The organism is Mycobacterium sp. 94-17 (assembly GCF_035617725.1).
Lineage (GTDB): Bacteria > Actinomycetota > Actinomycetes > Mycobacteriales > Mycobacteriaceae > Mycobacterium.
The window spans coordinates 99,533-114,279 of record NZ_JAPIYN010000002.1; the positions used below are offsets into that span (position 1 = coordinate 99,533).

Genomic DNA, 14,747 nt, shown 5'->3' on the forward strand with positions numbered 1-14,747 from the left:
GCTACAGCCCGAATTCGGCTTCGATCCCGTCGATGCCGGCGCGGATGGCCGCCAGGGCGTCGGCGCGGGTGCGCAACTTGGTGGCGGCGTGTGCGTGCTGATGCAGGCCGGCGAATTCCCGCGCGGCCTCCTCGGCGCGGTCGAGCACCACCTCGGGCAACACGATTTCGTCGACAAAGCCTGCGGCGAGGGCGGTTTCACCGAAGAACGTCCTGGCCAGCCCGGCGGCCTGCTGGTAGGCCGACGGCGTCAACCGTAACTTCATGAGCTCCAGGGCGGCGTACGGGATGACCATGCCGATCGCGACCTCGTTCGCCTGGATGTTGTAGGCGTGGGCGGCCACCCGGTGATCGCCGGCCGACAACAGGAACGCCCCCATCGCGATGGCATGGCCGGTGCACGCCATCACCACCGGCTTGGGATAGGACAACAGCCGATACGCCAACTCGAATCCGCCGCGGAGCATGTCGATCGCGGGCTGCACTTCACCGGAGGTCAGGATCTTCAGGTCGAAGCCGCCGCTGAATACCCGGTCGTTCCCGGCGATCACCAGCGCTCCGGCGTTGTCGGCCTCGGCCCGGTCGATCGCGTCGTTCAGGGCCTGCTGCATGACCGGGCCCAGCGCATTGACCTTGCCGTCGTCCATCTTGATGACGGCGACGGACTCCTTGGTGCTGTAGTGGACCGGGTCGCTCATCGGTTGCTCCTTGCCGTCAGGCGGGCTGGCTGTGGTGTCTGCCCGGGTCGCCGTCGGCGTCGCTCCAGCGCAAACGGACATCGGTGGGTTCGTCGAGTTGGCGTACGCGCCATCTGTCTTGGGTCTCCCGGACCGCGGCGTTGATCCGTTCGATCTCCGCGCGGAATACCTCGGGACGGGTCTCCTTGCTGGCGTAGTGGAAATAGGTCAGCAGGCCGCGCAGCAGCTCCAGCTTCTCCTTCTCCCGCTTCGCCAAGTCATGGGTGGTCATCAACTCGATGCGCTGGACCGGCGGTAAGGCATCCCAGTCCAGCACGACGTCGGTGTGCAGCGGCGAACGCGCGCGCTGCCAGAACCGCCGGCCGCCCGCCTGCCTGGGCCGGTCGTAGTAGGTCAGGGTGCCGACGAAGCGCGATTCGATGCCACCACCGATCTCGGCGCGGTCGAGCGCGGAATCCCACACCAGACGCCAGTCCTGGCCGGGCGCCAGCACGGGCAGCCTGCGGGGGAGCCGCAGTTCGACGACGTCGGCGTAGCCGTCGCTGGCGGTCTCGTATTCGGCCACCGTGGGGGGATTGGTGAAGGAGAACCCGATGTCGTAGGCCGCGGTCTGCCCGAAGTTGCGGACCACGAGTTCGATCACGTGCCAGTCGGCCGAATGCGGTTCCATGAACATCGCGACCTGCGGACGCGTCTGCTCGGCCGCCGCCCGGCGGTTCCGGTTGATCTGGATGTTAGTGAACACCAACGTGACGACAGCCAGGATGATCGCCGTCCATGCCGCCCACGCTGTCCAGGTGTCGGACCCGACGTGCGTGACTTCATGCCAGCTGTCCTGGATCCAACCCATGGAATCCACCCTCCGCTTATATCACAGCGGCGATAGCCGGATGGTTGTGACCGAGCGACCGCCGAGGCGGCTCAGCCACCCATCAGCATCCGCCATTGACCGAGATCCGCGGCCCGGTACACGTAGTTGGAACGCTTGACCTCCGCGAGCGAGGCACTGGGCTCCGCCGAATACCAGTGGCCCGGAAAGACGGTCGGGTCACCGGGAAGCTTCGCGAGCCGCTGCAGGCTGCGGTACATCTCGTCGGAGTCCCCGCCGGGGAAGTCGGTGCGCCCGCAGCCCTCCAGAAACAGCGTGTCGCCCGCGACGAGGCGGCCGTCGAGCAGAAAGCACTGGCTGCCCGGCGTGTGGCCCGGGGTGTGCAGCAACTCGATCTCGATATCGCCGATGCTGACCTTGTCATGGTTCTCGTGGGCGGTCAGGTCGCTCAGGCTTATCCCGGTGACCCGCGAAACCCACGGTGCCTCCTGGCTGTTGACATGCACCGGCACCGGTGCCCGCTCCAGCAGTTCGGCCAGGCCCGGCAGCGCGAATCCCATCATGGATCCACCCACATGGTCGGGGTGGTGGTGGGTCACCAGCACGCCGGACAGGTGCAAGCCGTCGGCCTCGAGGGTGTCGAGCAGGTCGCCGGCGGCGTAGGCCGGGTCGACGACCACGCAGTCACCGGTCTGCCGGTCGCCGATCAGGTAGGCGAAGTTGCGCATCTGTGTCGCGAACATGTCGCCGGCGGCGAAGTCGCGACCGGAGAGCAGTTGACGAAAATACAGCCGGTCCTCGGGCACGATGCCCAGACTAAAGCCCCGGCCGGACCGTGCCACAGGTAGTCCGCCACCGCCCCGGATTCGGCGCGGCAAATGCTGCCCGACACCACCGTTTCGCGGCCCGGTTAGGCCGGAATCTTGTGGGTCTTTTGGGCAGATGAAGAAGAAGGTCGAAATCGAGGTCGACGTCGACCTGGTCGATGAGGCGATCCGACGCTTCCATCTCCTCGACGCGCGCGAGGCCATCAATCTCGCGCTGCGGACCCTGGTGCGCGGCGATGATCCCGTCGAGCAGCCGGATGCCTACGACAAGTCCAGCGACCTCAGCGCCTGGCAACCGCGTCGCAACGGGAACGACTGATGTCCGCCGCGGCCCCGCCAACCTTCGCGTGAGCCGCGACAGCGAACGACCTGACCGGGCCGGCGCTTTCGCTCTCGTGGTTTGGTTCCGCTGCAAGCCAGGCTGTACCCTCTTTTAGGCCCGCGCGGAGGAGATCGCTTCGGGTTGAAAGACGGCCCCCTTAGCTCAGTCGGTAGAGCGTTTCCATGGTAAGGAAAAGGTCAACGGTTCGATTCCGTTAGGGGGCTCGGCGGGCGCCGGGCAGGCGTGGCGGCCGTTACCCCTGAGGGGGTGGCCAGAGGCGATGTAGCTCAGTCGGTTAGAGCGAACGACTCATAATCGTTAGGTCGCCGGTTCGAGTCCGGCCATCGCTACACACAACAGCACAGTTTTTCCAGGAATTGAGAGTGAACCGTCATGGCTTCCAGTACCGACGTACGGCCGAAGATCACCTTGGCATGCGAGGTGTGCAAGCACCGTAACTACATCACCAAGAAAAACCGCCGGAACGACCCGGACCGACTGGAGCTGAAGAAGTTCTGCCCCAACTGCGGTAAGCACCAGGCGCACCGGGAGACGCGCTAGCGGCCACCCGCGGGCGTTTACTCCGATTGACCAGGTATTTTAAGAGCCGTGCCATTAAGTTCCAGCATCGTCGGAATGCACTACCGCTATCCCGATCATTACGAGGTGGAGCGCGAGAAGATTCGTGAGTACGCGGTCGCCGTGCAGAACGACGACCCCGCGTTCTTCGAGGAGAAGGCGGCGGCCGAACTCGGCTACCAGGGGCTGATCGCTCCGCTGGCGTTCGTCTGCGTGTTCGGCTACAAGGCGCAGTCGGCGTTCTTCGACTACGCGAACATCGCCGTGCACGACGCACAGATCGTCCAGGTCGACCAGGTGCTGAAATACTTCGCGCCGCTGGTGGCCGGCGACAAGCTCTACTGCGACGTCTCTGTGGACTCGATGCGCGTGTCGCACGGCACCCAGATCATTGTCACCAAGAACGTCATCACCAACGAAGCCGGTGACGTCGTGCAAGAGACCTACACGACCCTGGCGGGCCGTGCCGGTGAGGATGGAGAAGAGGGGTTTACTGATGCCACTGCGTGAGTTCAGCTCCGTGAAGGTGGGTGACCAGCTTCCGGAGAAGACCTACCCGCTGACCCGACAGGATCTGGTGAATTACGCGGGCGTCTCCGGCGACTTGAACCCGATCCACTGGGACGACGAGATCGCCAAGGTCGTCGGCCTGGACACCGCGATCGCGCACGGCATGCTGACCATGGGTATCGGCGGCGGGTACGTCACCTCCTGGATCGGTGACCCCGGCGCGGTGACCGAGTACAACGTGCGGTTCACCGCCGTGGTGCCGGTGCCCAACGACGGCAAGGGCGCCGAACTCGTCTTCAGCGGCCGGGTGAAGTCCGCCGATCCCGAGACCAAGTCCGTGACCATCGCGCTCACCGCCACCACCGGCGGGAAGAAGATCTTCGGCAGGGCGATCGCGTCCGCAACTCTGGCGTAGCTCATGGCGCTCAAAACCGACATCAGGGGGATGATCTGGCGTTACGCGGATTCCTTCGTGGTGGGGCGCGAACAATTGCGCCAGTATGCGCAAGCCGTCAAAAACGACCACCCCTCCTACTACCACGAAGACGCGGCCGCCGAACTCGGCCACAGCGCGATCCTCGCGCCGCTGACCTTCGCGACTATCTTCGCCAAGCTGGTCCAGCTGGATTTCTTCCGGCATGTCGATATCGGCATGGAAACCCTGGTGATCGTCCAGGTCGACCAGCGGTTCGTATTCGCCAAGCCGATCAAGGCCGGCGACAGGCTGTGGGCCCGGATGGAAGTCCAGTCGGTGGACGAGCGCTTCGGCGCCGACATCGTCGTCACCAAGAACATCTGCACCAACGAGAAGGACGAGTTGGTCTTGGAGGCGTACACCACCTTGATGAGCCAGTACAGCGACGGGTCGGCGAACCTGCGGTGGGACCCCGAGTCCGGACAGGTCGTCAGAACGGCGTAATTAGTATCTGACTCCCGCTGCGATGTACACTCGGTCCTCGGGGTTTTCCCAGCACCAGCGCGCTTTCCGTGAGTCGAGCAATCGGAAGGCGCGCGTGTCATGTAAGCCCCGGTAGGTAAGCGCAGGTTGGCCTGCCAACCGCGAAGGGGCGTAGCTCAACTGGCAGAGCAGCGGTCTCCAAAACCGCAGGTTGCAGGTTCAAGTCCTGTCGCCCCTGCTGATGACTGAGCGTCCGGTGACGATGCGGGCCGGGACGGCCTGAGGAGGAACCGGACCACAAAAGGCGTCCGGGTGACGATGCGGGCCGGGACGGCCTGAGGAGGAACCGGACCACAAAAGGGATGTGCCATGGTGGACACTGGAACTACGTGCCGCCACCGATGGGACGGCTCTCGGGGTACCAGCAAACAAAGGAGCGTGCGGTGAGCGACGAAGGCGACGTTGCCAACGACGCCGCAAGCGACGGCACTGACAAAGAGGACGGCGCGAGCGCCGGTCGGACAGCGGTGGTGACCCGACCGCAGCGCCCCACGGGCAAGCGGTCCAGGCAGCGGGCGGTCGAGGGCGACGAGGACGCGGAATCGTCCGACGAGGCCGCCACCGCGGCCAAGGCCAAAAAGGGCGCCAAGGATAAAAAGGCCGCCAAGCCCAAGAAAGCCGGGGACCATCGGGTCAACCCGTTCGTATTCGTTTACAACTACCTCAAGCAGGTCGTTGCAGAGATGCGGAAGGTCATCTGGCCCAACCGCAAGCAGATGCTCACGTACACCTCCGTCGTGCTGGCTTTCCTGGCCTTCATGGTGGCGCTGGTCGGCCTGGCGGACTTCGGCCTGACCAAGCTGGTGCTGTTGGTGTTCGGCTGAGCGAGTGACGCCGCCTTTGAAAGTGACAGAGAGGACTCAAACCGTGACTACCTTCGACGGTGACCCGTCCGCGGGTGAAGCGGTCGACCAGGAAGAGGCCGTCGACACCGCCGAGGCGCAGGCCGCCGACACCCCCGCGGCCACCGAGGCGACCGCGGACGAGGCTGCCGAGGCGCCCGAAGAGGCCGACCCGGCCGCCGCGCTCAAGAAGGAGCTGCGCAGCAAGCCCGGCGACTGGTACGTCATCCACTCCTACGCGGGATACGAGAACAAGGTCAAAGCCAACCTCGAAACCCGGGTACAGAACCTGGACGTCGGCGACTACATCTTCCAGGTGGAGGTGCCCACCGAAGAGGTCACCGAGATCAAGAACGGCCAGCGTAAGCAGGTCAACCGCAAGGTGCTGCCCGGTTACATCCTGGTGCGGATGGACCTGACCGACGACTCGTGGGCCGCGGTGCGCAACACCCCCGGCGTCACCGGGTTCGTCGGGGCGACCTCCCGTCCGTCGGCGCTGTCGCTCGACGACGTGGTGAAGTTCCTGCTGCCGCGCGGCGCGGCGAAGAAGGCCGCCAAGGGCGCGGCCGCGACGGCCGCCGCCGCCGAGGTGGGCGGTCTGGAACGTCCGGTCATCGAGGTCGATTACGAGGTCGGTGAGTCGGTGACCGTCATGGACGGGCCGTTCGCGACGCTGCCGGCCACCATCAGCGAGGTAAATGGCGAACAGCAGAAGCTCAAGGTGCTGGTGTCGATCTTCGGCCGCGAAACCCCGGTCGAGTTGACCTTCAGCCAAGTCTCCAAGCTCTGACACCGGCAGCATGCGCCGGGCGTAAACCAGGAAGGAACAGCACAATCTCATGGCCCCGAAGAAGAAAGTCGTCGGGCTGATCAAGCTTCAGATCCAGGCGGGGCAGGCCAACCCGGCGCCGCCGGTCGGGCCCGCGCTCGGTCAGCACGGCGTCAACATCATGGAGTTCTGCAAGGCGTACAACGCCGCCACGGAGAACCAGCGCGGCCAGGTCATCCCGGTGGAGATCACGGTCTACGAGGACCGCAGCTTCACCTTCGCGCTCAAGACCCCGCCCGCCGCCAAGCTGCTGCTGAAGGCCGCCGGCGTGGGCAAGGGATCGGCCGAACCCCACAAGACCAAGGTCGCCAAGGTCAGCTGGGACCAGGTCAAGGAGATCGCCGAGACCAAGAAGGCCGACTTGAACGCCAACGACATCGACGCGGCCGCCAAGATCATCGCCGGCACCGCCCGGTCGATGGGCATCACCGTCGAGTAGCTCGACGCCCCTAGCCGTGGGAGGGCCAGCTTCGGCCCGCTAATCGGACCACGACCCAACACCAGATTGGACAATCAATGAGCAAGAACAGCAAGGCATACCGCGCCGCCGCCGAGAAGGTGGACCGCGACAATCTCTACACCCCGCTGGAAGCGGCCAAGCTCGCCAAGGAAACGTCGTCGAGCAAGCAGGACTCGACCGTCGAGGTGGCGATCCGGCTCGGCGTCGACCCGCGCAAGGCCGACCAGATGGTCCGCGGCACGGTCAACCTTCCGCACGGCACCGGCAAGACGGCCCGCGTCGCGGTGTTCGCGGTGGGCGACAAGGCCGAGCAGGCTCAGGCCGCCGGCGCCGACATCGTGGGTAGCGATGACCTGATCGAGAAGATCCAGGGCGGCTGGCTGGAATTCGACGCCGCGATCGCAACCCCGGACCAGATGGCCAAGGTCGGTCGCATCGCTCGCGTGCTCGGCCCCCGCGGCCTGATGCCGAACCCCAAGACCGGCACCGTGACCCCCGACGTCGCCAAGGCCGTGGCCGACATCAAGGGCGGCAAGATCAACTTCCGGGTGGACAAGCAGGCCAACCTGCACTTCGTCATCGGCAAGGCCTCGTTCGACGAGAAGGCACTGGCGGAGAACTACGGCGCCGCGCTCGACGAGGTGCTGCGGCTCAAGCCGTCCGCCTCCAAGGGCCGCTACCTGAAGAAGATCGTGGTCTCGACGACGACCGGACCGGGCATCCCCGTGGACCCGGCCGTCACCCGCAACTTCGGGGAGTCCTAACCGCCTGCCGGATGTGCGCTCTGCGACGGTCACCGGCGTGTCGCGTCGCAGGATGCACGGTGGGCCTAGTGGCCGCCACACTCGGCGATGCGCCGCCGCAGGAAGGCGCGGCCCGGGTCAGACCCGTTGGACTCCAACGCCACTCGATACCAGGTGAGCGCGTCGGCGGGTCTGCCGGCACGCCGCAGTAGGTCGGCGCGCACGGTCGCGACCAGATTGGAGCGGGTCAGCCGCGGATCGTGGGCCACCTTGTCCAGGGTGGCCAGGCCGGCGTCGGGCCCGTCGCGCAATCCGATCGCCAATGCCCGGTTGGCGGCCACCACCGGCGAGTGGGTCAGTCCGAGCAGTTGATCGTAAGCGGCGCAGATGGCGGCCCAGTCGGTCTGCTCCCAGGACGGCGCCGTGGCATGCAGCGCCGCGATCACGGCCTGGGGCAGGTAGGCGCCCGTCGAGCCCGCGGCGAGTCGCAACCGGTCGAGCCCGCGCACGATGCGCCCGCGGTCCCACCGCCGCCGGTCCTGGTCCTCCAGCGGCACCAGCATTCCCGCCTCGTCCACCCGGGTCGCGCGCCGCGAATCGTGCAACAGCATCAGCGCGGACAGGGCGTGCGCCTCCGGCTCCCCGGGCAGCAGCGCGCACAGCTCGGCGCCCAGCCGGATCCCTTCGTCACACAGGTCGTCCCGGATGGCCGACGGGCCCGCGGTCGACCAGTAGCCCTCGGTGAACACCGAATACACGCAACCGAACACGTGCGGCGTGCGCTCGGGCAGCAACTCGGCGGGCGGCACCCGCAGCGGGATGTTGGCGTGCCGAACCTTGTTCTTGGCGCGCGTGATGCGCTGCCCGACGGCCGCCTCGGTCTGAAGCAGCGCACGGGCGATCTCGCCGACGGTCAAGCCGGACACCAACCGTAGCGTGAGCGCCAACTGTGACTGCCGGTCCAGCGCCGGGTGGGCGCAGGTGAACATCATCCGCAGCTCGTCGTCGCGGACCGGATGCGGATCGGTGTGCTCGGTGCGCGCCCTGATGTCGTCCAGCACAGCCGCTAATTCCTTTCCCGGGCGGACGGATTCGCGACGTAGCCGGTCCCGGGCACGGTTACGGCCGACGGTCACCAGCCACCCGCCCGGGTTGGCCGGCAGTCCATCGCGCGGCCAGGTGCGCAGCGCGTCGGCGCAGGCCTCCTGGACGGCGTCCTCGGCGACGGTGAGGTCACCCGACCACCGCGCGAGCGCGGCCACGGCCGGGCCCCATTCCCGGCGGAAGACGCCGTCCAGGTCGGCCATTCGCTACAGGCCGGAGACGCCCGCCAGTTGGCGCACCTGCACGGCCGAGGCGGGGATCATCGACGCGACCTTGACCGCCTCGTCACGATCGGTGGCCGCCAGCAGATAGAAACCGGTGGCGACCTCGGCCGCTTCGGCGAACGGGCCGTCGGTCAACAGCACCTGGCCGTCGCGCACGCGTACCGTGGTCGCCGTTGCCGGTTCGTGCAATGCGGCTCCGCCCTTGATGTGATCGCCTGCGGTAGCAGCGAACTCGCCGTGTCGTGCCGCCTCCGCCTGCCACTCCGGCGTGCCCGGCGTGTTCGCGGACGCCGGGGGTTCCAGCAGCAGCGCCAGCCACTGGCCGGCGCCGGCGTCGGTCCACTCGGATTCGAACACGTGGTAGGCGGGCCGAACCTCGATCGCGCCGTACTGGGCGGCCGGAATGTCGCGGACCAACGCGAGCGCCTCGTCGAGGTTCTCGGCCTCGAATACGTAATAGCCGCCGGCCACTTCGGCGCCTTCGGGGAAGGGACCGTCGGTGACGACCGGCGAGTCCGGACCGCCGGTGATGCGCGCGCCCGCCGCCACCGGCAGCAGCGCATCACCCGCGCGGATCGCCGAGGCCGCTTTGGCGTGGAAGGCCTGGTAGGCGGCCATCATGGCGGCCCCCTGGTCGGGCGTGCGCTCCATTTCCCTGCTGATCAACAGCGCCAGGTACTGCATGTTCGTCACCTCCGGTAGTGAGCGAAGCCGTGTGCTCCACTCTCTACCTACTCGACGAACCGCGCACCGCCAATCCGACAGGCGGCGGCAAAAATCAGGCGGCCGCGCCGGGCTTGAGGTAGGTCACCAGGCTCACGTCGAGCATCTCGTCGGTGAAGTAGTGCTCGCAGCCGCGCAGGTACTTCATGTAGCGGTTGTAGACCTCTTCCGAGGTGACCTCGATGGCCTTTTCCCGGTTGGACTCGAGCGTGTCGCCCCAGATGCGGAGCGTCTTGATGTAGTGCGGCCGCAGCGAAACTGGTTCGGGCACAACAAAGCCCGCCTTTTCGCCGTGTTCGACCATCATCTTGGTGGACGGCAGCCGGCCGCCTGGGAAGATCTCGGTGACGATGAACTTGATGAACCGCGCCGTCTCGAAGCTCAGCTTCTTGCCCCGCGCGGCCAGGTCGTAGGGGTGGTAGCTGACGCTGCTCTGCACGGTCATCCGGCCGTCGTCGGGCATGATGTCGAACGTCCGCTTGAAGAAGTCGTCGTAGTTCTCGTGGCCGAAGTGCTCGAAGGCCTCGATCGACACGATGCGGTCGACGGGCTCGGTGAAGTCTTCCCAGTTCTGCAGCCGCACCTCGCGAGTGCGGCTGGTGTCGACGCCGGCCAGCAGCTGCTCGGCGCGGGCGTGCTGGTTCTTGGACAGCGTCAGGCCGATGACGTTGACGTCGTACTTCTCGACGGCGCGCTTCATGGTGGTGCCCCACCCGCAGCCGATGTCCAGCAGGGTCATGCCCGGCTTGAGGTCCAGCTTGTCCAGGTTGAGGTCGATCTTGGCGTACTGCGCCTCTTCCAGGCTCATGTCGTCGCGCTCGAAGTAGGCGCAACTGTAGATCCGGGTCGGGTCCTGGAACAGGCCGAAGAAGTCGTCGGACACGTCGTAATGCGCCTGGATGTCCTCCGAACGCGTCCGCGTCTTCGTCGGGCTAATCGGTTGCTCAGCCATGTTCGTCCTGTTCTTCCCGGATGAGGTTCACTTGCTACAACCCGCGCACGCATCGACGGGTCGTGTGTGACCTGCAACGATACCCAACGCCGAGGCATGATTCGAAAAGGGTGCGAGTGCGCGTCGCGGACCCGACCGCGGATGCCGAGTCCACCTTTCCAGGGCGACCCCGCTGACGTCCACCCGGCCCCGTCCGCGCCGGCTCACCGGCCCGTCGTTACTTGGTGAGCGTGTACTGCGCGACGTTGGAGATGCCCTTGCGAAAAAGGTCCGCGCAACCGGTCAGATAGCGCATGAAGCGGTCGTAGACCTCTTCGGACTGTATGGCGATTGCGCGGTCACGATTGGCCGCAAGATTGGCCGCCCACGTGTCCAGCGTGCGCGCGTAATGCGGCTGCAGATATTGCACGTCCTCGAGGGTGAATCCGCTGGCCCGGGAATAGTCGACGATATCGGGTTCGCCGCACATGTGCCCGCCGGGAAAGATTTCCTTTCCGAGGAAGCGCAGGAAACGCAGATCCGACATCGTTATCGTGATGCCGTGCTCGTGCCAGTAGGACTGCGGGTGCGTGAAAATGCTGTGCATCATCAATCGGCTGCCCTCGGGAAGGGTCTTAAAGGCCCAATCCCAAAACAGTGGCCAGCGCTCCTTTTTGAACGCGTCGAAGGCCTCGAAGCTGATGATCCGATCGACTCGCTCGTCGAACTCTTCCCAACCCTGCAGCCTGGCCTCGGCCCGCCGCGTCGTCGGGATTGCAGCCAGCCTGGCCTTGGTGCGCTCATAGTGGTTGCGGCTGAGCGTGATGCCAATGACGTTCACGTCGTACTTTTCCAGCGCCCGTACCACCGCGCCGCCCCAGCCGCACCCGACATCCAGCAACGTCATTCCCGGCTCGAGCCGCAGCTTGTCCAGCCCCAGATCCAGCTTGGCGAGCTGGGCCTCCTCCAGGGTCATGTCGTCGGTTTTGTAGTAGGCGCAGGTGTAGACCATGTTCGGATCGAGAAACAACGCGAAGAAGTCGTCCGAAATGTCGTAAGTCGCCTGCGACTCTTCGTAATACGGCTCCAGCTTGGCCATGTGAGAGCACCCACCCTTCTCTGCTCACCGTACAGGCCCGACACAGGGACTGAAAATCGCTGGGAAGCGCTTCTCCCCGCGTGTTTTCGCTAGCTCGCTTCGGCGAAGTTTCCCGTCAGCACGCCGATCACCTGATCCCACAACTCCCGTGGCAAATCATGGCCCATGCCTTCGAATGTCACCAGTCGGGCCCCGTCGATGGCCCGCGCCACGGCGCGCCCTCCGAACGGCCGCATCAGCTTGTCGGCCCGGCCGTGGATCACCACGGTGGGCGCGGTGGTCTGCCGGTTGTAGCGACGCAGGCTGCCGCTGCCCAGCACCGCGCCGAAATGTCTTGCGACGCCCTGCGGGTAGTAGTTGCGGTCGTAACCCTCGGCGGCGTCGGCGCGGGCCTGCTCCTCGGGCACGCGGTAGCGGGGGCTGCCGATGATATTGCCGACGCGCACCGCGTTGTCGATGATCGCCTCGCGCGGCGAGTTCGGCGGCGGCCCCTTGAGCAGCGCCAGCAATGCGCGCGGGGCCGGCGGCGGCAGCAACGGCGAGTTGTTGCTGGAGAAGATGATCGCCAGCGACGCGGTCCGCTCGCGGAATCGGGCGGCGAAGATCTGCGCGATCATGCCGCCCATCGACGCGCCCACGATGTGGGCGCGGTCGAGGCCCAGGTGATCCAGCACGGCCGCGGCGTCGTCGGCCATGTCTTCGAGCTTGTAGGCGGCCCGGCTGGGCAGACCCAACCAGGCCCGCAGCAGCCTGGCCGCCAGCGGCTGCCCCGAGCTGCGGCGCTGGGTCTTGCTGGACAGGCCCACGTCGCGGTTGTCGTACCGGATGACGCGCAGTCCGCGGCCGACCAGCTTCTCGCAGAACGCGACCCGCCACAGCAGCAGCTGGGCGCCCAGCCCCATGATCAGCAGGACGGGCGGGTCGTCGATGTCGCCCATGTCCTCGTAGTACAGCTTGAGGTCGCCGGAAGTGGCGTGTCCCGTGCGCACCTGCACCACAGCAGCTCCTATACCTCGATATCGGAGGAGTGCTCGCGGCTGACCTCGACCATGAAGTTCGCGAAGTAGCCCGTCAGCTGCGGATCCGACATCATCTGCCACTTGGGCGCCAGCAGCTTCATGTACCGCTCGACATAGAGGAACTGCTTGCCGATCAGCACCAGCTCGCGGGGCAGCTTGACGTCGTAGGCGTCGGCCAGCGTCGAGAGCTGCCTGCCGATGTCGGCGTAGGACATGTCGCCCAACGTCTGCATGGTCAGCGGGGTGGCGAATTTCTCCAGGTCCTTGGCGGCCTGGGCCTCCGGCTTCATGGTGCCGACGGCACCCATCAGCACCACGATCTTGCCCGCCGCGGCATGGTCCTTCTTGACCAGCAGCGCATAAACCAGCTCGCGCAGCAGCCAGCGGGTGCGGGGATCGATGCGGCCCATGATCCCGAAGTCGAAGAACACGATGCGGCCCTGGTCGTCGACGTAGAGGTTGCCGGCGTGCAGGTCGCCGTGGAACAGCCCGTGCCGCAGCCCACCCTCGAACAGCGAGAACAGCAGCGCCTTGACCAGCTCGACCCCGTCGAACCCGGCCTTGCGGATGGCCGCGACGTCGTCGATGCGGATGCCGTGGACGCGCTCCATGGTCAGCACCCGGTCGCTGGTGAAGTCCCAGAACACCTGCGGCACCCGGATGTTGCGGCCCAGCGGGGAGGCGTGCAGGTGCGACACCCACGCCTCCATCGACTGGGCCTCCAACCGGAAGTTCAGCTCCTCGGCCAGGTTGTCGGAGAAGTCTGCGACCACGTCCTGCGCCGAGAGCCGGCGGCCAAGCTTGGCGAGTTCGACGGCCTGGGCGAAACGCTTGAGGATCTGCAGGTCGGCGGCGACCCGGCGGCGGATGCCAGGTCGCTGGATCTTGACCACCACCTCCTCGCCGCTGTGCAGGGTGGCGTAGTGCACCTGCGCGATGGACGCCGACGCGAACGGCGTCTCGTCCCATTCGGCGAACAAGTCCGACGGGTCACCGCCGAGGTCCTCGACGATCAGCTTGTGCACCTCGTCGGAGTCCGCCGGCGGCACCCGGTCGAGCAGGCCGCGGAACTCCCTGGACAGCGATTCGCCGAACGCCCCCGGGCTCGACGCGATGATCTGTCCGAACTTGACGTACGTCGGCCCCAGGTCGGCGAAGGTCTGCGGGAGCTGTTTGATCACCTTCTGCTGCCACGGGCCCCTGCCCGGCAGCTTGGTGAGGATGCGAGCGGCGGTGCGCGTGACCTGCCAACCTGTCACTGCTACCCGGGCCGCCTCGACCGGCAACGGCACCCGGTCGAGCTTGGCCCCCTCTCGATGTTTGGTAGAGCTCATCAGAGCAGTGTGCCAAATGCGCGCCGATGAGTCCCAATCCTTCAACCCGGACCCGTACCGCTGCCTCCGCTTTTCCACGGCTGCACCCAGCCCTCGATCGCCCAGCCCTCCCGGGCGGCGACCAGCTCGTACATGCTGGCGCCGTCGATCGTCTCCCGGATGATGTCGGCGTGACCGGCATGCCGGGCCAGCTCGTTGATCACATGCAGCACCACCCAGCGCACCGACCAGGCCTGCTGATCCTTGGGAAACCACGGGATGTCCCTTGGAACGGGCACCGCGGCGTCCAGGTCGGCGGTCTCCACGAGGTGCAGCGATGTCGCGTTCTGCGCCTCGAACGCCCCCAGCAGCCCGGCCAGCGTCTCGTCGGGCCGCATCACGTGCTGATCGGCGAACTCCGCGGCGATCTGCTCGAACGGGCGGGGATCTTTCGGCGGCGCGTCGGGTGCGGCGGCCACGCGCGCCATCCAGCTGCGTTGCATCCCGGTGGCGTGCTTGATGAGCCCGCCGATCGACAGTGCGCTGACCGAGGGCGCGGATCGGGCCTGGTCGTCGGTGAGCCCGTGGCTGACCGCGGAGTACGCGCTCTGGTGATAGGCCAGGTATTCGCGCAGGGCGCCGCGTTCGTCGGCCACCGGCGGGGCGAGGGCGGGCATTGATCGATCCTAGGTCTCGCGCGCCGGGGGCGCCGTAAGGTGCGGGGATGCAGGTGGTTTC

The 14,747-nt window shown here is 66.5% G+C and carries 18 protein-coding genes, 3 tRNA genes and 1 pseudogene; 12 read left to right on the top strand and 10 right to left on the bottom strand.

Going from position 1 to position 14,747, the window contains the following annotated elements; all coding sequences use genetic code 11:
- Position 1: 1 nt before the first annotated feature.
- The 3 genes and pseudogenes from OQ789_RS03305 to OQ789_RS03315 form a co-directional block, all read right to left on the bottom strand.
- On the bottom strand, positions 2–697 hold the full coding sequence (locus OQ789_RS03305; RefSeq protein ID WP_324683497.1) for a crotonase/enoyl-CoA hydratase family protein: 696 nt from the start codon (positions 695–697) through the stop codon (positions 2–4).
- Positions 694–1,547 (bottom strand): annotated as a pseudogene (locus OQ789_RS03310) (hypothetical protein). Before OQ789_RS03310 ends, OQ789_RS03305 begins: the two are co-directional and overlap by 4 nt.
- A gap of 71 nt (positions 1,548–1,618) precedes the next feature.
- Positions 1,619–2,332 (bottom strand): MBL fold metallo-hydrolase, encoded by a 714-nt coding sequence (locus OQ789_RS03315; RefSeq protein ID WP_324683498.1) that lies wholly within the window; start codon positions 2,330–2,332, stop codon positions 1,619–1,621.
- 136 nt (positions 2,333–2,468) lie between these two features.
- Here OQ789_RS03315 and OQ789_RS03320 point away from each other — a divergent pair, with 136 nt between their 5' ends.
- The 12 genes from OQ789_RS03320 (at position 2,469) to rplA (ending at position 7,617) form a co-directional block, all read left to right on the top strand.
- Positions 2,469–2,672 carry a type II toxin-antitoxin system VapB family antitoxin gene (locus OQ789_RS03320; protein WP_324683500.1) on the top strand — a complete coding sequence of 68 codons (204 nt, stop codon included), beginning with the start codon at positions 2,469–2,471 and terminating at the stop codon, positions 2,670–2,672.
- 154 nt (positions 2,673–2,826) lie between these two features.
- Positions 2,827–2,899: transfer RNA gene (locus tag OQ789_RS03325), tRNA-Thr, on the top strand.
- A 52-nt stretch (positions 2,900–2,951) separates the two neighbouring features.
- A tRNA-Met gene (locus OQ789_RS03330) sits at positions 2,952–3,025 on the top strand.
- A 43-nt stretch (positions 3,026–3,068) separates the two neighbouring features.
- Positions 3,069–3,236, top strand: a complete 168-nt coding sequence (gene rpmG / locus OQ789_RS03335) for a 50S ribosomal protein L33 (RefSeq protein WP_003898538.1) — start codon at positions 3,069–3,071, stop codon at positions 3,234–3,236.
- A 48-nt stretch (positions 3,237–3,284) separates the two neighbouring features.
- The gene (hadA, locus tag OQ789_RS03340; protein WP_324683502.1) at positions 3,285–3,764 is read left to right on the top strand and encodes a (3R)-hydroxyacyl-ACP dehydratase subunit HadA; all 480 of its coding nucleotides are present in this window, start codon (positions 3,285–3,287) and stop codon (positions 3,762–3,764) included.
- Positions 3,751–4,179, top strand: coding sequence for a (3R)-hydroxyacyl-ACP dehydratase subunit HadB (gene hadB, locus OQ789_RS03345; RefSeq protein ID WP_324683503.1), 429 nt, complete (start codon positions 3,751–3,753; stop codon positions 4,177–4,179). Before hadA ends, hadB begins: the two co-directional genes overlap by 14 nt.
- 3 nt (positions 4,180–4,182) lie before the next feature.
- Positions 4,183–4,683, top strand: coding sequence for a (3R)-hydroxyacyl-ACP dehydratase subunit HadC (gene hadC / locus OQ789_RS03350; RefSeq protein WP_324683505.1), 501 nt, complete (start codon positions 4,183–4,185; stop codon positions 4,681–4,683).
- Positions 4,684–4,827: 144 nt separating this feature from the next.
- Positions 4,828–4,900 (top strand) — tRNA-Trp (locus tag OQ789_RS03355).
- 205 nt (positions 4,901–5,105) lie between these two features.
- Positions 5,106–5,546: a preprotein translocase subunit SecE gene (secE, locus tag OQ789_RS03360; protein ID WP_324683507.1), complete on the top strand. Its 441-nt coding sequence runs from the start codon at positions 5,106–5,108 to the stop codon at positions 5,544–5,546.
- A gap of 43 nt (positions 5,547–5,589) precedes the next feature.
- Complete coding sequence (gene nusG, locus OQ789_RS03365) at positions 5,590–6,354, top strand: transcription termination/antitermination protein NusG (protein WP_324683509.1); 765 nt, start codon at positions 5,590–5,592, stop codon at positions 6,352–6,354.
- Between the two features lie 49 nt (positions 6,355–6,403).
- Complete coding sequence (gene rplK / locus OQ789_RS03370; RefSeq protein WP_007767860.1) at positions 6,404–6,832, top strand: 50S ribosomal protein L11; 429 nt, start codon at positions 6,404–6,406, stop codon at positions 6,830–6,832.
- A 77-nt stretch (positions 6,833–6,909) separates the two neighbouring features.
- Positions 6,910–7,617 (top strand): 50S ribosomal protein L1, encoded by a 708-nt coding sequence (gene rplA / locus OQ789_RS03375; protein ID WP_324683510.1) that lies wholly within the window; start codon positions 6,910–6,912, stop codon positions 7,615–7,617.
- A gap of 65 nt (positions 7,618–7,682) precedes the next feature.
- Here rplA and OQ789_RS03380 read toward each other — a convergent pair whose 3' ends face one another.
- The 7 genes from OQ789_RS03380 to OQ789_RS03410 form a co-directional block, all read right to left on the bottom strand.
- Positions 7,683–8,903, bottom strand: coding sequence for an RNA polymerase sigma factor (locus tag OQ789_RS03380; protein ID WP_324683512.1), 1,221 nt, complete (start codon positions 8,901–8,903; stop codon positions 7,683–7,685).
- Positions 8,904–8,906: 3 nt separating this feature from the next.
- Positions 8,907–9,608, bottom strand: a complete 702-nt coding sequence (locus tag OQ789_RS03385; RefSeq protein ID WP_324683833.1) for a YciI family protein — start codon at positions 9,606–9,608, stop codon at positions 8,907–8,909.
- 94 nt (positions 9,609–9,702) lie between these two features.
- A complete protein-coding gene (mmaA4, locus tag OQ789_RS03390) occupies positions 9,703–10,599 on the bottom strand; it encodes a hydroxymycolate synthase MmaA4 (protein ID WP_324683514.1) in 897 nt (298 codons plus the stop codon).
- Positions 10,600–10,816: 217 nt separating this feature from the next.
- Positions 10,817–11,677, bottom strand: coding sequence for a cyclopropane mycolic acid synthase family methyltransferase (locus OQ789_RS03395; protein WP_324683515.1), 861 nt, complete (start codon positions 11,675–11,677; stop codon positions 10,817–10,819).
- An 89-nt stretch (positions 11,678–11,766) separates the two neighbouring features.
- The gene (locus OQ789_RS03400) at positions 11,767–12,615 is read right to left on the bottom strand and encodes an alpha/beta fold hydrolase (protein ID WP_420716036.1); all 849 of its coding nucleotides are present in this window, start codon (positions 12,613–12,615) and stop codon (positions 11,767–11,769) included.
- Between the two features lie 68 nt (positions 12,616–12,683).
- Positions 12,684–14,030, bottom strand: a complete 1,347-nt coding sequence (locus tag OQ789_RS03405; protein WP_324683519.1) for an AarF/ABC1/UbiB kinase family protein — start codon at positions 14,028–14,030, stop codon at positions 12,684–12,686.
- A 41-nt stretch (positions 14,031–14,071) separates the two neighbouring features.
- Positions 14,072–14,665 (bottom strand): DinB family protein, encoded by a 594-nt coding sequence (locus tag OQ789_RS03410; protein ID WP_324683834.1) that lies wholly within the window; start codon positions 14,663–14,665, stop codon positions 14,072–14,074.
- Positions 14,666–14,747 lie beyond the last annotated feature (82 nt).